This is a genomic window from Curtobacterium sp. ME12 (assembly GCF_903970855.1).
GTDB lineage: Bacteria > Actinomycetota > Actinomycetes > Actinomycetales > Microbacteriaceae > Curtobacterium > Curtobacterium poinsettiae_A.
Genome location: NZ_CAJCKD010000005.1, coordinates 71574 through 90929, shown reverse-complemented (window position 1 = coordinate 90929; position 19356 = coordinate 71574). Strand labels below are relative to the sequence as shown.

18 protein-coding genes are annotated in these 19356 nt (G+C 71.4%); 11 read left to right on the top strand and 7 right to left on the bottom strand.

What is annotated here, in order from left to right:
• Positions 1-8: 8 nt before the first annotated feature.
• The 3 genes from H7A73_RS04575 to pepN form a co-directional block, all read right to left on the bottom strand.
• Positions 9-470, bottom strand: coding sequence for a globin (locus H7A73_RS04575; RefSeq protein ID WP_247737563.1), 462 nt, complete (start codon positions 468-470; stop codon positions 9-11).
• Positions 471-526: 56 nt separating this feature from the next.
• A complete protein-coding gene (locus tag H7A73_RS04570) occupies positions 527-1591 on the bottom strand; it encodes a mechanosensitive ion channel family protein (RefSeq protein ID WP_182064865.1) in 1065 nt (354 codons plus the stop codon).
• A gap of 75 nt (positions 1592-1666) precedes the next feature.
• A complete protein-coding gene (gene pepN, locus H7A73_RS04565) occupies positions 1667-4246 on the bottom strand; it encodes an aminopeptidase N (protein ID WP_182064864.1) in 2580 nt (859 codons plus the stop codon).
• 213 nt (positions 4247-4459) lie between these two features.
• On the opposite strand from pepN, the gene H7A73_RS04560 reads away from it, so the two are divergent.
• Positions 4460-5020 (top strand): disulfide bond formation protein DsbA, encoded by a 561-nt coding sequence (locus H7A73_RS04560; protein ID WP_247737562.1) that lies wholly within the window; start codon positions 4460-4462, stop codon positions 5018-5020.
• Positions 5021-5092: 72 nt separating this feature from the next.
• Here the strand turns inward: H7A73_RS04560 and H7A73_RS04555 are convergent, their stop codons facing one another.
• Complete coding sequence (locus H7A73_RS04555) at positions 5093-5611, bottom strand: GNAT family N-acetyltransferase (RefSeq protein WP_247737504.1); 519 nt, start codon at positions 5609-5611, stop codon at positions 5093-5095.
• On the opposite strand from H7A73_RS04555, the gene H7A73_RS04550 reads away from it, so the two are divergent.
• The 3 genes from H7A73_RS04550 to H7A73_RS04540 are packed head-to-tail and all read left to right on the top strand — an operon-like array spanning position 5610 to position 7752.
• Positions 5610-6251, top strand: coding sequence for a helix-turn-helix domain-containing protein (locus H7A73_RS04550; protein WP_182064863.1), 642 nt, complete (start codon positions 5610-5612; stop codon positions 6249-6251). The genes H7A73_RS04555 and H7A73_RS04550 overlap by 2 nt on opposite strands.
• Before the next feature lie 46 nt (positions 6252-6297).
• A complete protein-coding gene (locus H7A73_RS04545) occupies positions 6298-6786 on the top strand; it encodes a ribose-5-phosphate isomerase (RefSeq protein ID WP_182064862.1) in 489 nt (162 codons plus the stop codon).
• 36 nt (positions 6787-6822) lie between these two features.
• Positions 6823-7752 carry an Fpg/Nei family DNA glycosylase gene (locus H7A73_RS04540; RefSeq protein WP_071246661.1) on the top strand — a complete coding sequence of 310 codons (930 nt, stop codon included), beginning with the start codon at positions 6823-6825 and terminating at the stop codon, positions 7750-7752.
• Between the two features lie 27 nt (positions 7753-7779).
• Here H7A73_RS04540 and H7A73_RS04535 read toward each other — a convergent pair whose 3' ends face one another.
• Together H7A73_RS04535 and H7A73_RS04530 are read right to left on the bottom strand one after the other, a co-directional pair.
• Entirely contained in the window at positions 7780-9252 is a 1473-nt protein-coding gene (locus H7A73_RS04535; RefSeq protein ID WP_182064861.1) for an amidohydrolase, read from the bottom strand.
• Complete coding sequence (locus tag H7A73_RS04530; RefSeq protein ID WP_182064860.1) at positions 9249-9908, bottom strand: FMN-binding negative transcriptional regulator; 660 nt, start codon at positions 9906-9908, stop codon at positions 9249-9251. The genes H7A73_RS04535 and H7A73_RS04530 overlap by 4 nt, the downstream gene beginning before the upstream one ends.
• 179 nt (positions 9909-10087) lie before the next feature.
• On the opposite strand from H7A73_RS04530, the gene H7A73_RS04525 reads away from it, so the two are divergent.
• The 7 genes from H7A73_RS04525 to H7A73_RS04495 all read left to right on the top strand — a co-directional run bounded on the left by H7A73_RS04525 (position 10088) and on the right by H7A73_RS04495 (position 18683).
• Positions 10088-11671, top strand: coding sequence for an ABC transporter substrate-binding protein (locus tag H7A73_RS04525; protein ID WP_247737503.1), 1584 nt, complete (start codon positions 10088-10090; stop codon positions 11669-11671).
• Between the two features lie 8 nt (positions 11672-11679).
• On the top strand, positions 11680-13080 hold the full coding sequence (locus H7A73_RS04520) for a M14 family zinc carboxypeptidase (RefSeq protein ID WP_182064859.1): 1401 nt from the start codon (positions 11680-11682) through the stop codon (positions 13078-13080).
• Positions 13080-14021: an ABC transporter permease gene (locus H7A73_RS04515; protein WP_182064858.1), complete on the top strand. Its 942-nt coding sequence runs from the start codon at positions 13080-13082 to the stop codon at positions 14019-14021. The genes H7A73_RS04520 and H7A73_RS04515 overlap by 1 nt, the downstream gene beginning before the upstream one ends.
• Positions 14018-14908, top strand: a complete 891-nt coding sequence (locus H7A73_RS04510; protein WP_182064857.1) for an ABC transporter permease — start codon at positions 14018-14020, stop codon at positions 14906-14908. The genes H7A73_RS04515 and H7A73_RS04510 overlap by 4 nt, the downstream gene beginning before the upstream one ends.
• A gap of 105 nt (positions 14909-15013) precedes the next feature.
• The gene (locus H7A73_RS04505) at positions 15014-16423 is read left to right on the top strand and encodes a serine hydrolase (RefSeq protein WP_259362703.1); all 1410 of its coding nucleotides are present in this window, start codon (positions 15014-15016) and stop codon (positions 16421-16423) included.
• Positions 16420-17025 carry a GbsR/MarR family transcriptional regulator gene (locus tag H7A73_RS04500; RefSeq protein WP_182064856.1) on the top strand — a complete coding sequence of 202 codons (606 nt, stop codon included), beginning with the start codon at positions 16420-16422 and terminating at the stop codon, positions 17023-17025. The genes H7A73_RS04505 and H7A73_RS04500 overlap by 4 nt, the downstream gene beginning before the upstream one ends.
• Entirely contained in the window at positions 17022-18683 is a 1662-nt protein-coding gene (locus tag H7A73_RS04495) for a dipeptide ABC transporter ATP-binding protein (protein WP_182064855.1), read from the top strand. The genes H7A73_RS04500 and H7A73_RS04495 overlap by 4 nt, the downstream gene beginning before the upstream one ends.
• 18 nt (positions 18684-18701) lie before the next feature.
• Here the strand turns inward: H7A73_RS04495 and H7A73_RS04490 are convergent, their stop codons facing one another.
• Positions 18702-19283: a hypothetical protein gene (locus tag H7A73_RS04490; protein ID WP_182064854.1), complete on the bottom strand. Its 582-nt coding sequence runs from the start codon at positions 19281-19283 to the stop codon at positions 18702-18704.
• Between the last annotated feature and the right edge of the window lie 73 nt (positions 19284-19356).

Below are 19356 nucleotides of genomic sequence, written 5' to 3'. Positions count from 1 at the left end.
GGAGCGCGTCAGTCGAAGGTGTTCGTCATCGCGTGGGCAGCGCGGTCGAGGTAGCCCCAGAGCTCGGCTTCGTCGAGGGGAGGGAGCTCGAGCGACTCGACCGCCTCGTGCATGTGGTGGAGCCAGCGTTCCCGGGCCTCGGACGTGATGCGGAACGGGTTGTGCCGCATCCGCAGGCGAGGGTGGCCGCGCTGCTCGCTGTAGGTGCCGGGGCCGCCCCAGTACTGCTGCAGGAAGGCGGAGAGGCGCCAGATCGCACCCTCGAGGTCGTCCGCCGGGTACATCGGCCAGATGACCTCGTCCTGCTGCACGCCCTCGTAGAAGCGCCGGACGAGCCGGTCGAAGGTCGGAGCGCCACCGATCCGCTCGTACAGCGACCCCGTGGCCGAGGCGCCGTGCTCCCCGACGCGCAGGGTGATCGGCTGCGCCGGGACGCCGACCGAGCCGGGCATGCCGGGGGCGCCGGGCATGCCGAGCGAGCCGCGTGCTCCGGGCCCGCCCGTGCCGCTCGGGGGTGTGGGGTCGGTCATCGGGGGTCCTTCCCGCTGTCGGGGTCGTCGGTGCGGATCGGCTGCCCGAGGATGTTGCGCTTGGTGCGCCGGGGCTTCGTGGGTGCCGGTGTCGGCTGGGTGCGGACGGTGCGCAGGCCGTTGATCGAGGTGGCGTTCTCCCAGCCCTCGGGCATGATCATCGCCATCGCCGGCAGGGTGATGCCGAGTTCGTCGACGGCGTGCTTCAGGCGGGTGCGGAGTTCCCGACCGACCACGTCGAGCTCCGATGCGCGGGTCTTCACGACCAGGCGGAAGACCATGCCGGCGTCGGTGATCGACTGCAGGCCCCAGATCTCCGGCTTCTCGACGATCCGCTGCCGCCAGCGGGACTCCTGCGACATCGTGACGGCCGCCTTGAGCAGGGCGTCCTGCACGGCGTCGATGTCGGTGTCGTAGGGGACGGTGATGTCGACGAGCACGCGCGACCAGCCCTGCGACAGGTTGCCGACACGCAGGATCTGGCCGTTCGGCACGAACCACAGGATCCCGTTCACGTCGCGGATCTGCATGACGCGCAGCCCCACGTTCTCGACGACACCGGTGGCCTGCCCGGTGTCGACGACGTCACCGACGCCGGCCTGGTCCTCGAGGATCATGAAGACGCCGGACAGCAGGTCCTTCACGATGGACTGGGCGCCGACGGCGAGACCGGCGGCGACGAGGGACGCACCGCCGACGATGCCGACCGCGGCGTTCGGGATCGCGACCGGGATGATGATCGCCAACGCGATGACGACGACGATGACCGTCGCCAGGTTCTCGAGCACACTGCCGAGCGTCCGGGTCCGCTGCACGACCCGGGCGGTCTGCACGGGCGAGGCGATGAGGGCCTGTGTGTCCTCAGCACCCTGCCGCTTCTTGACGCCGTTCACGACCCGGTCGACGACCTGCTTGATCATGCGCCGCAGGAACACGCGCACGAGGATCGCCGCGAGGATCGTGATGACGATCGTGATCGGGATGTGCCACGCATCGACGAACTGGGTGAAGGTGTTGGAGGCCCACTTCGGGACGTCGGTGGAGTCTGCAGCCAAGTTCATATCCGGTCGATGCTAAGCGGCGGGGCCTCGGCGTCCCTGGAGGAACACCAAGACCCCGCCGGATCAGAGCAGGGGTCAGGCGTCGGCGGCCTGGACCCGGAGCGCGCGCTCGGTGCCCGCGAGGCTCTCGGACACGATGCGGCGCAGCGCCGGCGTCTCCGGGTGCTCCTCGAGCCACGCGGCGGCGGCGTCACGGAGCTCGGCCGACGCGAGCGGCGCCGGGTAGAGGCCCGAGACGATGGTGTCCGCCATGTGGTAGCTGCGCTCGGCCCAGATGCGGGTGAGCACCTCGAAGTACTTCGGCACGAGGCCCTCCAGCAGCACCGGGCTGTTGACGTGCTGGAACCCGACCGTGGTCTGGCGCACGATGGCGTTCGGCAGCTCGGACGAGTCGACCAGCGACGAGAACGCTGCCAGCTTGCCCTCGGCCGTGGGGATCGTCGCCCGTGCGCGGGCTGCGGCCTGCTCACCCGACGCGGTCTTGTCCGCGGCGAGCTCGGCGTCGATCTCGGCGTTGTCCGCAGCGCCCGTGAGCACGAGGCCCTCGAGCAGCTCCCAGCGCAGGTCGGTGTCGATCTCGAGGCCCTGCAGCGTGACCGATCCGTCCCGGAGACCCTGCAGGGTCGCGACGTGCTCGGGCGTGGAGGGGATCTGCGCGAAGAACTTCACGAACTGGAACTGCGCGTCCGAACCGGCCTCGGCCGAGGACGCGAGCTGCCAGAGCGTGTCGCCGACGGTGCGGACCGTGGCCTCGACCGAGCCCGGTGCCACGTAGTTGCGTGCGGTGAGCAGCAGCTGCGAGAGCGTCGTGCGGATGGTCGTCGACTCGGTCTCGGTCGCGATGTTGCCGAGCACGAGGCGCACGTAGTCGCTGGCCGGGGACTCGGCGTCGCGCGTGGCGTCCCACACGGAACCCCAGACGATCGAGCGGGCGAGCGGGTTCGCGATCGACGCGAGGTGCTCGATCGCGGTGCGCCGCGAGTGCTCGTCGAGACGGATCTTGGCGTAGGCCAGGTCGTCGTCGTTCAGCAGCACGAGGTCGCCGCGCTGGACGCCGACGAGCTCGGGCACCTCGGTGCGGGCGCCGTCGACGTCGATCTCGACGCGGTGGACCCGCTCGAGCTTGCCGCCGGCGGAGGCAGTGTCGGCGCCGAACGGCGCGGACTCGTCGTTCCGGAAGGCGTACACGCCGATCGCCAGACGGTGCGGGCGCAGCGTCGGGTGGTCGGCGGGGGCTTCCTGCAGGACGGTGAACGACGTGATGACGCCGGACTCGTCGGTCTCGATCTCGGGCCGCAGGGTGTTGACGCCCGCGGTCTCGAGCCAGAGCTTCGACCACTCGGTCAGCTCACGGCCGCTCGTCGCCTCGAGCTCGACGAGCAGGTCGCGGAGCTCGGTGTTCGAGTGGTGGTGCTTCTTGAAGTAGGCGGAGACACCGGCGAAGAACGCGTCGATGCCCACCCATGCGACGAGCTGCTTGAGGACCGAGCCGCCCTTCGCGTAGGTGATGCCGTCGAAGTTGACCTGGACGTCCTCGAGGTCGTTGATCGTCGCGACGATCGGGTGCGTCGAGGGGAGCTGGTCCTGGCGGTAGGCCCAGGACTTCTCCATCGCCTGGAACGTGGTCCAGGCCTCGGTCCACTCGGTGGCCTCGGCCGTGGCGATCGTGGAGGCCCACTCGGCGAAGGACTCGTTGAGCCACAGGTCGTTCCACCACTTCATGGTGACCAGGTCGCCGAACCACATGTGGGCGAGCTCGTGCAGGATCGTGACGACCCGGCGCTCCTTGATGGCGTCGGTGACCTTCGACCGGAACACGTAGGTCTCGGTGAACGTGACCGCGCCGGCGTTCTCCATCGCACCGGCGTTGAACTCCGGCACGAACAGCTGGTCGTACTTGTCGAAGGGGTAGGCGACGTCGAACTTTTCCTCGAAGTACGCGAAGCCCTTCTTCGTGATGTCGAACACGTACTCGGGGTCGAGGTAGGAGGCGAGCGACTTGCGCGCGAACACACCGAGCGGGATCGTCCGGCCGTCGCGGCTGGTCAGCTCGTCGCGCACGACCTCGTACGGGCCGGCGACGAGCGCGGTGATGTAGCTCGAGATGCGCGCGGTGGGCGGGAAGGCCCAGGTCGCGACGTCTCCGTCGACGTGCGGCTCCGGCGTGGGGGAGTTCGAGACGACCTGCCACCGCGACGGCGCCGTCACGGTGAAGGAGAACTCGGCCTTCAGGTCGGGCTGCTCGAACACCGCGAACATCCGGCGGGAGTCCGGGACCTCGAACTGGGAGTACAGGTACACCTCGTCGTCCACCGGGTCGACGAAGCGGTGCAGGCCTTCACCGGTGTTCGTGTAGAGCGCGTCGCTGACGACCACGAGCTCGTTCTGCTCCTGCAGGTCGTCGAGCCGGATGCGCACGCCGTCGTTCACCGCGGCGACGTCGAGCGCCGTGCCGTTCAGCGTGATCGAGTGCACGGTCTTCGTGATGGCGTCGATGAAGGTCGATGCGCCGGCGGTGGCGGTGAAGCGCACCCGCGTGGTGCTGCCGAAGCTGTCGGCGCCGCGGGTCAGGTCGAGCTCGACGTCGTACGTCTGCACGGCGACGACGGCCGCGCGCTCCTGGGCTTCGATTCGGGTGAGGTTCTCTCCGGGCACGCAACGCTCCATCTTCGCTGGGGACGCGGACGATCGGTGTCCGCGTGCGGGGCCCCGGACGGCGTCGTGCGCCGGCGGGACGATGGGTTCCAGCCTAGCGACGCCGCGTACCCTCGGATCGTGACCGAGACGACTGTGGACAACCCGACCGACCCCACCACCGAGCGCACCGCCGTGGAGTTCTGGTTCGACCCGAACTGCCCCTGGGCCTGGATGACGAGCCGCTGGGTGGGTGAGGTAGCCGAGCACCGCGACCTCGACGTGACCTGGAACGTGATGAGCCTGTTCGTCCTCAACGAGGACCAGGACGTGCCGGAGAGCTACAAGGAGCGCCTGCACGCCGGTCAGGTCTACCCGCGCATCGTCACGGCGGCGCGGCTCCGGCTCGGGCAGGACGTCGTGAAGCCGCTCTACGACGCGCTCGGCGAGCACATCCACCACCGCCAGGAGTCCGACCCGGAGCAGGTCGTCCCCGCCGTGCTCGCGGAGCTCGGCCTCGACGCCGACCTGCTCGAGGACGCCTGGACGGACGAGGTCGACGCCGCCGTGCGCGCCAGCCACCAGGACGGCATCGACCGCGTCGGACAGGACGTCGGGACGCCGGTCATCGCCGTCGAGGGCACCGCGTTCTTCGGACCGGTCATCTCCCCGGCGCCCAAGGGCCAGGAGGCGCTCGACCTGTGGGACGGCGTCGTCGCCGTCGCGAAGTACCCCGGTTTCTTCGAGCTCAAGCGCTCGCGCACCGTCGGCCCGGTCTTCGACACCACCGACTGACGCTCCGGAACCGGGTTCCGTTCGTCGACGGGCGGCCGGGAGGCCCGTGGTGCGCCCGCCCCGCCCGTCGCGTCAGACGAGCGGCAGGCGCATGAGCGTCAGGTCGAGCCAGCGGTCGAACTTGCGTCCGACCTCGGGCACGACCGCGACCGTGGTGAACCCCAGGCGCTCGTGCAGGGCGATCGACCCCGTGTTGGTGCTGCAGATCCCGGCCATCATGACGTGTCGCCCCTCGGTGGTGGCGCGCGCGACCAACTCGGCCATCAGAGTGGTCGCGATGCCCCGGCCGCGGAACGCCTCGACCACGTAGACGCTGTGCTCGACGGTCAGCCGGTACCCCTGGTGCGGCCGCCACTGGGAGTACGTGGCGTAGCCGGCCACGACGCCGTCGACCTCGGCCACGACCACCGGGTACCCGCCGCCCTGCCGCTCGGCGAGCCACCCGTCGAAGTACGCACGCGGGTGCGGGGTGTCCTGCCAGATGGCGGTGGAGTGCAGCACGGCATCGACGTGCAGGGCGTGCACGACGTCGAGGTCGCTCGGGGAGCAGTCGCGGATCACGACCCCGTTCGTCGCATATGCTGTCGTCATGTCTCACATCGTAGACGATCAGCACACCGATCCCGCAACCGGCGCCGACGACACCTCGGTCGCCGAGCAGCGGGCGCTCGGTGAACGCCTCCAGCGCCTCCGCACCGAGCGCAGGTGGAGCCTCACCGAGCTCGCCGAGGAGTCCGGCGTCTCCCGCGCCATGATCAACCGCGTCGAACGCGGGGTCTCCAGCCCCACCGCGACGATCCTCGGTCGCCTGTCCGGTGCCTTCGGCCTGACGATCTCGCAGCTCCTCGACGATGCCCTGGAGCACGAGGTGCCCAGGGTGACGGACCCCGACGAGGCGCGCGGGGTCCAGCGCGGCGCGACCGCCGATTCCTGGACCGATCCCGACACCGGGTACCGCCGCCGTCCGGTCTCGAGCGCGGCGTTCCCCGCTGACGTCACCGAGGTGCGCCTCCCGGCCGGCCGCGAAGTGGCCTACCCGGCGTCCGCCTACGCGTTCCTGCGGCACTGCATCTGGGTCGTCGACGGCGTGCTCGAGGTCGCCGTCGGCGGCGAGCCGACGCGTCTGGCGGCGGGAGACCGGATCGAGCTCGGCGACCCCGCCGACGTCGTCTACCGCAACCCGGGCGAGGACCCCACCCGGTACCTCGTCGTGGTGGTCCGCGCGCCGTAGTCCGTGGTGGTCCGGGCCCCGGAGCCGCGGGAATAGGATCGGTTCCATGCGCATCCACCTCGGAACGGACCACGCCGGCCTCGAGTTCAACAAGACCCTCGCAACCCACCTGACCGAAGCCGGGCACGAGGTGGTGGACCACGGTCCGACCGAGTACGACGCGCTCGACGACTACCCCTCGTTCTGCATCAACGCCGCGCACGCCGTGGTGCGGGACCAGCGCGCCGGTGTCCAGGCCCTCGGTGTCGTCTTCGGCGGTTCCGGCAACGGCGAGCAGATCGCCGCCAACAAGGTCGAGGGCATCCGTGCCGCGCTCGTCTGGAACGAGTCGACCGCGCTGCTCGCCCGGCAGCACAACGACGCCAACGTCATCTCCATCGGCGCGCGCCAGCACACCGAGGACGAGGCGATCCGGTTCGTCGACCTGTTCATCGCCGAGCCGTTCTCCGGCGAGGAGCGCCACGCCCGCCGCATCGCGCAGCTCGCCGAGTACGAGACCACCGGGCTGATCGCCGGCCGCCAGATCGACGCGTAGTCCGGCTCGTCAGGGGTACCGGGTAGAACGGTAGCCATGCCCGAGGGTCACTCCGTCCACCGCATCGCCAACCAGTTCACCCGGCACTTCGTCGGCAAGCGCTGCGAGGTGTCGAGCCCCCAGGGTCGCTTCGCCGCCGGGGCCGCGCAGCTCGACGGCAAGCGCATGATCGCCGCGCGTGCCGTCGCGAAGCAGATGTTCCTGGAGTTCGAGGGCGACCTGTTCCTCCGCGTCCACCTCGGGCTGTACGGAGCGTGGGACTTCGCCGGCGTGATCTCCACGGCCGAGGCGCTGTCGGACGACGACGACCGCGAGGAGTCGCTCAGCTCGATCGGCGCACCGCGGCTCGCCCGGTACCGGATGGCCGAGCAGGAGAAGGCGGAGGACCCGATCGAGTCCTTCCCGCCGGACCCGGTGGGCCAGGTCCGGGTGCGGATCCTCACCGAGGACACCGTCGCCGACCTGCGCGGCCCGACCGCGTGCGTCGTGGAGACCCCGGCCGAGGTGCAGCGCGCGCTCGACAAGCTCGGCCCCGACCCGATGAACGACGACGGGCCCGAGGCCGAGAAGACCTTCGTGGACAACGTCCGCCGTCGGAACGTCGCCATCGGGCAGCTGCTCATGGACCAGTCCGTCGTGGCCGGCATCGGCAACATCTACCGCGCCGAGCTGCTGTTTCGGCAGCGCATCGACCCGTACAAGCCGGGCAAGAAGATCACCGTCAAGCAGGCGAAGGCGCTCTGGGCCGACTGGTCGAAGCTGCTGCACGACGGCGTCCGCGACGGCCTGATGATGACGATGGACGACCTGTCCGAGGCCGACCACAAGAAGGCCCTGCGCTCCCGTAAGGACCGCCACTGGGTCTACCACCGCCAGGGCGAGCCGTGCCGGGTGTGCGGCACCGAGATCCGGATGGCCGACATGGCCGGCCGGAAGCTCTACTGGTGCCCGAAGGACCAGAAGTAACCCACGGGCGCGGGCACACCCGTCCGCTCACAGCTCCCGGTACGTGAAGCGTCCCGCGACGGCCGTCCCGAGCACCTGCGTCCCACGGAGTGCGGCGGACGAGGACGCGGCGAGCGGGTCGGACTCGACGAGCACCAGGTCCGCCACGTCGCCGACGGACACGCCGACGCGCCCGTCGGTCGACCCCTGCCACGCGACGAGTGCCGAGAGCCGTTCGGCCGGGTGCCACGGGTCCCGTCCGTCACGGTCCCGCCCGACGGCTGCCGCCATCGACACCCACGGGTCGAGTGGCGCCACCGGGGCGTCCGACCCGAGCAGCAGGCGTGCTCCGGCCCGGGCGAGCGAGGCGAAGGCGAAGGCCCGGTCGGTGTGCCCCGCCCAGTGCCGGTCGGCGATGTCCCGGTCGTCCATGGCGTGCTCGGGTTGCACGGACGCGGCCACCCCGAGCCGGGCGAACCGGTCGACGTCGGTGTCGACGAGCAACTGTGCGTGCTCGATCGTGCCGCGGGCACCGACGGTCTCGAAGACGTCGAGCGCCAGGGTGTTCGCACGGTCGCCGATCGCGTGGATCGCGGGGACGAGCCCGGCATCGACGGCGCGGCGGGTGATCGCGACGAGCTCCTCGAACGGCCAGGCGAGCACGCCGGAGCCGTCGGTCATGGCGGCGGTCCGGGTGCCGAGCGACCCGTCCGTGACCACCTTGAACGGTCCCATCGTGAGCAGGCCCCGCGTGCCCTCGACCACGTCGCCGGTGCGCAGCCCCCGGGCGATGGCCTGGTCGAGCTCGGCGGGGTACACCCCGGACTCGACGCGGATCGCGTCGGTGCCGGCGTGGATCCGGCGGCGCCAGCGGTCGAGCCCGAAGCGCATCTCGAGGTCGACCACGCCCGTCACCCCGCGGGCCGCCGCGGCCTCGGCGGCCTCCGTCACGTAGGCGTCGAGCAGGTCGTCCGGCACCTGCGACAGCGCACCGGTCACGTCGAACGCGTCCTGCTCGCGCAGGACCCCGTCCTCGCCCGCCTCGAGCGGTCGGCCGACAACAGCCGAGAAGTGCGCGAGTGCGAGCGCGTTGCACCACACCGCGTGCAGGTCCGCGCTGATGACGACGACCGGGAGGCCCGGTGCGGCTCGGTCGAGCAGCTCGCGCCGTGCGGGGCGCGGCCACATCCCGTCGCGGTAGCCGTGTCCGACCACGACGCGGTCCGCCACGCCCGCCCGCGCGACGGCGGCGAGCAGGTCGGCGGTCGCCTCGGCGGAGTCGCAGCCGGTGACGTCGACACGGCGGCGGACGAGTGCCCACTGGTCGAAGTGCGTGTGGTGGTCGCGGAGCCCCGGGCCGAGCCAGGCGCCGGCCGCCTCGACCACGTCGGTGTCGACGCCCGTGGGGTCGAGCGTGCCGGTCGGCGCGATCTCGGTGACCCGGCCGTCGACGACGCGGACGTCGGCAGGGGCCCCGGAGGTGCCCACCCTGCGGACGGTGCGCAGCAGGATCTCGCTCATCGAGCCTCCCGGCTGTCCGTCGTGGACCCTCCGGACCGGACCCGTTCCATCTCGGCGGCGAGCGCCGGCGACGCATAGGGGCCGTCGCCCCGCAGCCCGGCGACGATGCGGTCGATCACCTCGGGAGCCTTGTTCTGCGACAGCTTCGCGCGGGCGTCGAACCGGGTGACGCGGATCCGGATGCCGACGGTGCCCTTCGCCATCCGGCGCGCGGTCTCCTCGTCGATCTCGAGCGAGACCGGCTCCGGCATGACCTGCTCGAAGTGGTCGACGAGCTCGCCGAGCACCCGGAAGTTCTCGTCGTCGGACAGGAGCTCGGGGGTGCCCCAGACATGGGCGGTGACGTGGTTCCAGGTCGGCACGAACTGCTCCGGCGGGTACCAGGCGGGGGAGACGTAGCCGTGCGGGCCCTGGAACACGACGAGGACCTCGTGCCGTCCGAGTTCGTGCGCGAGCTCGTCGGGGCGGCCGACGTGAGACACCAGGACGAGGGCGTCCGGGTCGTCGTCGGGGCCGGGGGCCTCGAGCAGCACCGGGTAGTGCGAGGCGACCAGCCCGGCCGCGGTGTGCGACACGATCGTCGCCCACGGGTTCCCGGTGATGAGGCGTCGGACCTCGTCGACGTCGGTCATCAGGAAGTGCGGTGTGTGGCGCATGCTCCGAGCGTTGCACAACGGGCTCGGTCGCGCGACGGGTGTCGTTTCTTCTGTGTTTCTGCGCGGTAAAACTCTCAGAGCGCATTGAAAGAAGTCTTGTGGTCGGGATTCGAACCGTCCTAGCTTTCCCACCACGACGACCGGGCAGGGATCCGGCCGCACCCGATCGAGGAGAGATCATGCGACGCAGGACGATCGCCGCGCTGGCCGCGGCGGCAACCTTGGCACTGGTGGCGACCGGCTGTTCGGCGGGCGGCGCGGCCGACGACGCTCCCTCGAGCCTGGTCTACGCGACCGGCGAACCCGACCACCTGACCCCGGGCCGGCAGACCGTGGCCTTCGACCAGGTGATGAGCGTCTTCGCGCCGCTCACCCAGACCGACGCCGACGGTGATCTGCAGGACGTCGCCGCGAAGAGCGTCGAGAGCGACGACGCCACCACCTGGACGATCACGCTGCGGGACGGCTGGACGTTCCAGAACGGCGAGGCCGTCACGCCGGAGAGCTACGTGAAGGCCTGGAACCACGTCGCCTACGGCCCGAACGCGTGGGAGAACAGCGGTCAGCTCGCCGGGATCGTCGGGTACACCGACCTCAACCCGGCGAAGGGCACCCCGAAGACCAAGGAGATGTCGGGGCTGGAGGTCACCGGCAAGGACACCTTCACGGTCACGCTCACCCACGCGGACAGCCAGTTCCCCCTGCAGCTCAGCCAGGCCCAGACGGCGTTCTACCCGATGCCCGAGGCCGCCTACGACGACCTGAAGGCGTACGACAGGAAGCCGATCGGCAACGGCCCCTACGAAATGACGAAGGCGTGGAAGGCGGACCAGGAGTTCACCGTCACGGCGTGGAAGGACTACGAGGGCACGAAGCCCGCCACCGACGAGGTGACCTTCCGCAGCTACTCCGACATGAACACCGCCTACACGGACGTCCTGGCCGGCAACGCCGACGTGCTGTTCCTGCCGACCGACAAGATGACGAGCGCGAAGGCCGACTTCGGTGACCGCCTGCACTCCTTCGACGCCCCCGGCATCGACTACCTCGGGTTCCCGCTGTGGGACGACCGGTACTCCGACCCCGACGTGCGCCGCGCGATCTCGATGTCGATCGACCGTGACGAGGTCAACGACGCGATCTACGGCGGCCTGTACGACCCGGCCACCGCGTTGACCCCACCGTCGATGTCCGGCACCGAGGAGGGCATCTGCGGCGACGCCTGCGAGTTCGACCCGGCAGCGGCGAAGAAGCTCCTCGCGAGCGCCGGCGGGTTCGACGGCACCATGACGCTCGTCTACCCGGGCGGCACCGGCCTCGACTCCCTGTACGAGGCGTACGCCAACCAGATCCGGCAGAACCTGGGCGTCGACGCCGAGGCGAAGGCCACCACCGACTGGGCGTCGTACTACTCGGAGCTCACCGACAAGACCGTCGCCGGTCCGCACTTCGGCCACTGGGGCGCGCTGTACATCAGCCAGCAGAACACGCTCCGCGCGCTGTTCACCACGGCCGGCGGCTGCTCCCCGTGCACCGGCTACTACCAGTCCGACGACGTCGACTCGCTGCTCGCGAAGGCCGACTCCGCCGGGTCCCAGGACGAGGCGAACGGGTACTACACGAAGACGCAGGAGGCCGTGCTGGAGGACTTCCCGATCGTCCCGACCTTCTTCGACAAGTACTCGTACGTCACGAGCGACAAGATCGCGAAGCTGCCGGCGGTGGCGGGCAGTCCGGTCATCGCGCAGATCGCCGTGAAGTAGGGCGGGGCATGGAGCAGCACACCGTCCTCGACCTGGTCCGCGACGTCCCCGACCGCGACGGCTTCCCGCTCGTCGACGACCTGCACGCCCGGTTCGCCGCGCTCGCCGCGTCGCACCCGGACCGGGTCACGGTGACCCGGATCGGCACGAGCCGCCTCGGCGAACCCCTGCACAGCTACCGCATCGGCACCGGGTCGCACGCGGCCGTCGTGGTCGGCGGGGTGCACCCGAACGAGCCGATCGGTTCGTGGACGGCGCTGCACCTCGCCGAGACGGCCCTGGGTGACGAGCGTGTGCGAACGCTCGACGTCACCTGGCACATCGTCCCGACGATCGACCCGGACGGCATGCGGCTCAACGAGGCGTGGTTCCACGACCCGCACGACCGCGTCTTCTACGCGCGGAACTTCTACCGGCCCGCCCCGGACAGCCAGGTCGAGTGGACGTTCCCGAACAGCTACAAGTCGGTGTACTTCGACCAGGTGCTGCCCGAGACGCTCGCGTTCATGCGGCTCATCGACGACACCGAGCCGGACCTGCTCGTGAGCCTGCACAACGGCGAGATGGGCGGGGTCTACTACTACCTGTCCGAGGACCTGCCGGACGTCGTCGACACCCTGCACGCGGTGCCGGCCGCACTCGGGCTGCCGCTCGACACCGGGGAGCCGGAGTCACCGTACCTGCGGGAGCTCTCCCCGGCGGTGTTCGCGATGGACGGCATCGAGACGGCGTACACCTACCTCGAGGAGCTCGGTGTCGACCCCGGCGAGCACATCCACGGCGGGTCGAGCGCAGCGTGGGCGATGCGGCACGGGGCCCTCTGCATGGTGGCCGAGCTGCCGTACTGGAGCCACCCCGACGCCGACGACCAGGCCCCGACCGACGAGTCGTACGCCGACCTGCTCCGCCGGTGCGCAGACGAGCTCGGTGCCTCGGGTGCGGAACTGCAGGCGTTCCTCGACGAGGCGTCGCCGATGCTCTCGATCCCGTCCCCGTTCGTCGAGGCCTCCCGGGCGTTCGTGCCGATGCTCGTCGGGATCGCGGACACCGACCGCCGCCGGGCCGAGCGGGAACCGGCCGACCGGATGGCCACCGTCGCGGAGCGCTTCGGCTGCGAGGACCTCGTCCGCTGCTTCCGCCTGCGCTACGGCGGCATGCTCCTGCGTGCCGTCGAGGCGGAGACGACCGCCGGCACGGCGTCCGCGCCGCTCCGGCGGCTCCGCGACCGCCTGGCCGAGCGGTACGCGCACTGGCAGGCGGACGCGTCGACGGGTGCGCAGCCGATCCCGGTGGGCAAGCTGGTGGGGGTGCAGTACGGGGCGATCCTCGCCTGCGCGGCGCACGTGGCGGACCCGACCCGCGCCTCCCGTCCGCCCCTGGTCACCACGGGACAGGCGGGAGGCGCGTGATGCGTCCGACGCTCGCCGCCGGTCGCCGACTCGGCGGCCTGGTGATCGTGTTCCTCGGGGTGACCTTCCTGATCTACGCGATGACGTTCGCGCTGCCGGGCGACCCGATCAAGGCGCTCGGCGGTGAGCGACCGCTCACCGACACCGTCGTGCGGACGCTGCGGGCGGAGTACCACCTGGACCAGCCCCTGTGGCTGCAGTACGTGCAGTACCTGGGCGGCCTGTTCCGGGGTGACTTCGGCACCGACTTCAACGGGCAGTCGGTCGGCGAGCAGATGGCCTCGCGCTGGCCGGTGACGATCACGCTGGCGCTGAGCGCGTGGGCACTCGAGATCGTCCTCGGTATCGGGCTCGGCGTGGTCTCGGCGCTCCGGCGCGGCACCGTGCTCGACAAGACGGTGCTCGTCGGGACCATCGTCGTCGGAGCCGTGCCCGTGTTCGTGCTCGGCGTGGCCCTGCAGCTGGTGTTCTCGGTGCGGCTGCACTGGTTCCCGGTCGCGGGCGTCACCGCCGGGTGGCCGACCGCGTACGTGTTGCCGGCGTTCGTGATCGCCCTGTTCGGCCTGGCCGCGGTGTCCCGGCTCACCCGGACCTCGATGATCGAGACGCTCGACGCCGACTACGTGCGGACGGCCCGCGCCAAGGGGCTCGCGCCGGGCCGGATCGTCGGCGTGCACGTGCTGCGGAACTCGCTCATCCCCACCGCCACCTACCTGGCGACCGACCTCGGGTACCTGATGGGCGGCACCGTCATCATCGAGGGCATCTTCAACCTGCCGGGCGTCGGGAACCTGCTGTTCCAGGGCATCCGCTCGCACGAGGGCGCCGTCGTCGTGGGCATCTCGACCGCCCTGATCCTGGTGTTCCTCGTCACGAGCGTGCTCGTCGACCTGCTGCACGCCGCCCTCGACCCGCGCGTCCGGACAGGAGCCTCCCGATGACCACCGAAGCCCTCGGCGCCACCGTCGAACCCGCCGTCGGGGTCCGGCGTCGGCCACTGCTCGCCGCCGCACGGACGCCGGGGTTCTGGGTGCCCGCGTCGGTGCTCGTGGTGGTCCTGCTCATCGCGGCGTTCCCGCAGCTCTTCGCCGGCCTGTTCGGGCACGGCGACCCCCGGGTGTGCGACCTCGGCCGGAGCGGGGCGTCGGCGACCGCCGGGCACCCGTTCGGCTTCGACCTGCAGGGCTGCGACGTGTACGCGAACGTCATCTGGGGCACCCGGTCGTCGATCGCCGTCGCGGTGCTCACGACCCTGCTCGCCGGCATGGTCGCGGTCGTCGTCGGGACCGTCGCGGGCATGGTCGGCGGGTGGGTCGATGCGGTCCTCGCCCGGCTCACCGACGTGTTCCTCGGGTTCCCGTTCCTGCTCGGCGCCGTCGTCGTGCTGAACAGCGTGGGGGAGCGGTCGGTGCTCACCGTGTCGCTCGTACTCGCCCTGTTCGGGTGGCCGACGATGGCCCGGCTCGTGCGGTCGAGCGTCCGCAGCGTCCGGGGCGCCGAGTTCGTGCTCGCCGCCCGCACGATGGGGTTGTCGACGTGGCGGATCACCACCCGGTACGTGCTGCCGTCGTCGATCTCGCCGCTGCTCGTGCTCGCCACCATCACCGTCGGCGGGGTCATCGTGTCCGAGTCGTCGCTGACCTACCTCGGCATCGGGCTGGAGCGTCCGGCGATCTCGTGGGGGCTGCAGCTGTCCGCGGCGACGTCGCAGTTCCTCCGGGCCCCGCACATGCTCATCGCGCCGGCGGCGTTCCTCGCCGTGACCGTGCTCGCCGTCATCGCGCTCGGCGACACGCTGCGCGCCGCACTCGACCCACGTCGGCGCTGACCATGATCGACACTGACCACGATCGACACCGACCACGATCGACACCGACCCTGATCGACACCGACGCGTCAGACTCGCTGCAGAACCGCTCTCGAAAGGACCACCGTGACCGACACCCTCTCCGCGTACCGGAAGACCCTGCCCTACATCCGTGAGTGGGTGTCGTACAAGGTGTGGCAGCTGCGGGTGCCCGGCGTGCAGGTCGCCGTCGGGTACGGCGGCGAGGTCCTGTTCGACGAGGCCTGGGGCTACGCCGACGTCGAGGCCGGGCGTCGGCTGACCACCACCGACCTGTTCCGCATCGCCTCGCACTCGAAGACCTTCACCGCGACGGCCCTGCTGCAGCTCGCCGAGCGCGGGTCGCTCCGGCTCGATGACACCGTCGGCACGTACGTCCCCGCACTGGTCGACGGCGGCTCGCCGCTCGCCGACGCCACCCTGCGCGAGCTCATGGAGATGGGTGCCGGCGTCATCCGCGACGGACACGACGGCGACTACTGGTCCCTGCTCCGCCCGTTCCCCGACGAGCAGGAACTCCTGGCGCTCGTGCTCGACCGCGGCCAGAAGGTGCCGACCGGCTCGTCGTTCAACTACTCGAACCTCGGCTACTCGCTGCTCGGCCTGGTCATCGCGGCGGTGTCCGGGCAGTCGTACAACGACTTCGTGCGCGAGTCGATCACCGAACCCCTGGGCTTGCGGAACACCGGCCCCGACTGGGACCCCGCGCGCGCCGACGACTTCGTGGTCGGCTACACCGGCTTCCACACCGCGCGGCACCGGCAGCGCATCGACCACGTCGACACCCGCGCGATGGCCGCCGCCACCGGGTTCCACGGCACCGCGTCCGACCTGGTCCGCTACTTCTCGCAGCACGTGATCGGGCAGGGCACCCTGCTCGACGACCACTCCAAGCGCCTCGCACAGCGGAAGGCCTGGAGCGCCACCGACGACCCCGCGGCCCGCGGCTACGGCGCCGGGTTCATCGTCGACCGGATCGGCGGACGGGAGATCCGAGGGCACTCGGGCGGGTTCCCGGGACACATCACCCAGTCGATGTTCGACCCCGCGTCCGGGCTCGTCGTCTCCGTGCTGACCAGCGCCGCCGCCGGACCGGCCACGCTCATCGCCACCGCGGTCATCGCCATGCTCGACGCCGCAGCCGACGCCGACGCCCCGGGGACCCCGGTGCCGGACGACGTCGACACCGCCGCCTTCACCGGACGCTTCGCGAACCCGTGGGGCGTCACCGACGTCGCCCGGATCGGTGACCGGCTCGTCGAGGTCGACCCGTCCGGCCCCGAGCCGATGGACACCCCCACCCGACTCGAGGTCGTCGACGCCGACACCCTGCGGATGACCCACGGCAACCGGTTCGGCTCGGTCGACGAGGACATCACCTACACCCGCGACGACGACGGCACCGTGCGGGCGATCCGTGGCGGTGGCGGCATGTCGCAGGAGCCGTGGTCGATCCCGGACGAACGACCCGAGGTGGCCGCCGGGCTGGCCTCGTGACCGACGACCGGGGAGCCGCCGGTACCGACGGCACCGGCACCGGCCCCGGCACCGGCACCGGCATCGCCCCCGACGACGACCGGCTGCTCGGGCCGGAGCGCCAGGCGTTCGTCGAGGAGTTCGCCCTGATGCTCAACGACGGTGCCGGCATGCCGCTCACCGACGCCCGGGTGCTCGGCTACCTGATGATGACCCGCGCACCGCACTCGTCGTCGTCGGACCTGCAGGCAGCGCTCGGCGCCAGCTCGGGGTCGGTGTCGATGGCCACCCGGCGGCTCGTCGACTCCGGGTTCGTGAAGCGCCACATCGTCCCCGGCGAGCGCAGCCACTACTTCCGGGCCGAGGCCGACGTCTGGGGCTCCTGGCTCGCCAGCGAACGGAAGTACCTCGACCGGCAGCGCGACATCATCGGCCGCGGGCTCGCCGTCGTCGAGGGCGCCGGCCGCACCGGCACGGGCGACGTGGACGCCGAGGTCCGCGAGCGTCTGCTCAACGGCCGCGACTACATGCAGTGGCTGCAGGGCTACCACCGCAAGATGCTCGAGGAGTGGGAGGCCTTCAAGGCTGCCCGCGACGACACCGACCCCCCGGAGACCCCATGAGCGGCACCACCGACGTCCTGACCGTCGAGCACCTCACCGTCACCTTCGACGTCGACGGCGAGGTGGTCCGCGCCGTCGACGACGCCTCGTTCACCGTGGCCCGGGGCGAGGTCGTCGCGGTCGTGGGGGAGTCCGGCTCCGGCAAGAGCATGACCGCGATGACCGCGATGGGCATCGCTCCCGACGGCGCGCACGCCTCGGGGAGCATCCGGCTCGGCGACCTCGAGGTCATCGGCACCGACGAGCGCACGCTCCGGTCGGTCCGTGGACGCAGCGTGTCGATGATCTTCCAGGACCCGTCCGCGGCCCTGAACCCGGTGTTCACCATCGGGTTCCAGCTCGCCGAGGCCGTCCGGCGCACCGACGGCCCGCACGACCGCGCCGGCGTCCGGGAGCGCTCGCTCGAGCTGCTCCGCGCCGTGGAGGTCCCGGAACCCGAACGCCGCCTGGGCCAGTACCCGCACGAGCTCTCCGGCGGGCAGGCCCAGCGCGTGATGATCGCGATGGCGCTCGCCGCCGACCCGGACCTGCTCATCGCGGACGAGCCGACGACCGCCCTCGACGTCACGGTGCAGGCCGAGGTGCTCGACGTCCTCCGCGCGCTGCGCGAGCGCACCGGCACCGCGATCCTGCTCATCACCCACGACATGGGTGTCGTCGCGGACCTCGCCGACCGCGTGGTCGTGATGCGCCGCGGACGCGTCGTCGAGACCGGCACCGCCGCGGCGGTCTTCGCCGCACCGTCCGCCGAGTACACGCGGGAACTCCTCGCTGCGGTCCCGCGGATGGGCACCGGCTCCGGCCAGGAGGCCCGGCTCGGTTCCGCCACGGAGCCCCCGGCCGCCGTGTTGGACGTCCGGCACCTCGTGGTCGAGTACGGCGGCGCCCTGCGCGGACGCTTCCGCGCCGTCGACGACGTGTCGTTCACCGTCGGCCGTGGCGAGATCGTCGGCCTCGTGGGGGAGTCCGGCAGCGGCAAGACCACCATCGGCCGGGCCGCGGTCGGCCTCGCGCCGATCACCTCGGGCTCGGTGGTCGTCGACGGCACCGACGTCGCCGGCGCACGACGAGCCGCCCGCCGGCAGATGCGCCAGCACGTCGGCGTGGTGTTCCAGAACCCGCTCCGGTCGCTCAATCCCCGGTACACCGTCGGGCAGACCGTCGCCGAGCCGCTCCGCCAGATCCTCCGGCTGCCGGCGGCCCAGGTCGAGGAGCGTGTCGAGCGACTCCTCGCCGACGTCGGCCTCGACGGCGGGTACGCCGAGCGTTACCCGCACGAACTCTCCGGAGGCCAACGACAACGCGTCGCGATCGCCCGCGCGGTGGCCCTCGACCCCGCGCTCCTGATCGCCGACGAGCCGACGAGTGCGCTCGACGTGTCGGTGCAGGCCCGCGTGCTCGACGTGTTCCGCGAGCTGCAGGACCGCCTCGGGTTCGCGTGCCTGTTCGTCACGCACGACCTCGCGGTGGTCGACACCCTGTGCGACCGGGTCGTCGTGCTGCACGGCGGCCGGGTCGCCGAACACGGGACGCGCGACGCCATCCTCCGGTCTCCGCAGGACCCGTACACGCGACGGCTCACCCAGGCCGCCCCGGTGCCGGACCCCGGGGAGCAGGCACGCCGACGCTCCGAGCGCCTGGCCGCTCGCGCGGGCTGAGGCGGGCGGGAGGCCGGCTCAGCGCACCTCGGCCGAGGCCCACAGCACGCCGGCCCCGCGGCCCACCGGGCGCAGCAGCGGCACCGCGACGAGCACGGCCGCGGCCAGGTAGGCGACGGTCTGCAGCAGGCCCGGGACCGCGAAGGCGACGCCGAGCGACTCCTGCGGGAGCGCCGTGAGGAGCACGGTCCCCGACAGCAGTGCGGTGACGAACCACGCCGCAGCCGCCACCGTGACGATCCAGCCGAAGGCCCGCTGCACGCCCGGTTCACTCCGGACGGTGACGACGCCGAAGGCCACGAGCGCCGCCTGCGCGACGACGAGGAACACGTCGATCAACAGTCCGGGAACCAGCGAAACGAGCGCGAACCCGAGCACGGACACCGCGAACGTGAGCGCCCGGCGGTCTCGAGCACGTACCGCGGCGACGAGCACGACGACGGCAGCGATGCCCCCGAGGACCGTGGCTCCGAGGAGCAGCCCGCGAGGGAGGTCCCAGGGCGCCAACCAGACCGTCCCGACCAGTCCGGCCGCTCCGAACACCAGCGCCGCCACCACCGCGGCCGCCGACACGACCCGTACCCCCGTGCTGCTCTGCATGCCCGCACCCTATGCCCCGGACCCCGCCAGCGGAACACGCTCCCCACCGTTCAGCGCCCCGACGACACGCCCG

What these genes read in the sequence shown, in the direction of transcription:
- H7A73_RS04575 (WP_247737563.1), bottom strand. Translation starts at nt 470, where the DNA reads ATGCCCGGCGCCCCCGGCATGCCCGGCTCGGTCGGCGTCCCGGCGCAG.
- H7A73_RS04570 (WP_182064865.1), bottom strand. Translation starts at nt 1,591, where the DNA reads ATGAACTTGGCTGCAGACTCCACCGACGTCCCGAAGTGGGCCTCCAAC.
- H7A73_RS04560 (WP_247737562.1), top strand. Translation starts at nt 4,460, where the DNA reads ATGACGAGCCGCTGGGTGGGTGAGGTAGCCGAGCACCGCGACCTCGAC.
- H7A73_RS04550 (WP_182064863.1), top strand. Translation starts at nt 5,610, where the DNA reads ATGTCTCACATCGTAGACGATCAGCACACCGATCCCGCAACCGGCGCC.
- H7A73_RS04555 (WP_247737504.1), bottom strand. Translation starts at nt 5,611, where the DNA reads ATGACGACAGCATATGCGACGAACGGGGTCGTGATCCGCGACTGCTCC.
- H7A73_RS04545 (WP_182064862.1), top strand. Translation starts at nt 6,298, where the DNA reads ATGCGCATCCACCTCGGAACGGACCACGCCGGCCTCGAGTTCAACAAG.
- H7A73_RS04540 (WP_071246661.1), top strand. Translation starts at nt 6,823, where the DNA reads ATGCCCGAGGGTCACTCCGTCCACCGCATCGCCAACCAGTTCACCCGG.
- H7A73_RS04535 (WP_182064861.1), bottom strand. Translation starts at nt 9,252, where the DNA reads ATGAGCGAGATCCTGCTGCGCACCGTCCGCAGGGTGGGCACCTCCGGG.
- H7A73_RS04530 (WP_182064860.1), bottom strand. Translation starts at nt 9,908, where the DNA reads ATGCGCCACACACCGCACTTCCTGATGACCGACGTCGACGAGGTCCGA.
- H7A73_RS04525 (WP_247737503.1), top strand. Translation starts at nt 10,088, where the DNA reads ATGCGACGCAGGACGATCGCCGCGCTGGCCGCGGCGGCAACCTTGGCA.
- H7A73_RS04520 (WP_182064859.1), top strand. Translation starts at nt 11,680, where the DNA reads ATGGAGCAGCACACCGTCCTCGACCTGGTCCGCGACGTCCCCGACCGC.
- H7A73_RS04515 (WP_182064858.1), top strand. Translation starts at nt 13,080, where the DNA reads ATGCGTCCGACGCTCGCCGCCGGTCGCCGACTCGGCGGCCTGGTGATC.
- H7A73_RS04510 (WP_182064857.1), top strand. Translation starts at nt 14,018, where the DNA reads ATGACCACCGAAGCCCTCGGCGCCACCGTCGAACCCGCCGTCGGGGTC.
- H7A73_RS04495 (WP_182064855.1), top strand. Translation starts at nt 17,022, where the DNA reads ATGAGCGGCACCACCGACGTCCTGACCGTCGAGCACCTCACCGTCACC.
- H7A73_RS04490 (WP_182064854.1), bottom strand. Translation starts at nt 19,283, where the DNA reads ATGCAGAGCAGCACGGGGGTACGGGTCGTGTCGGCGGCCGCGGTGGTG.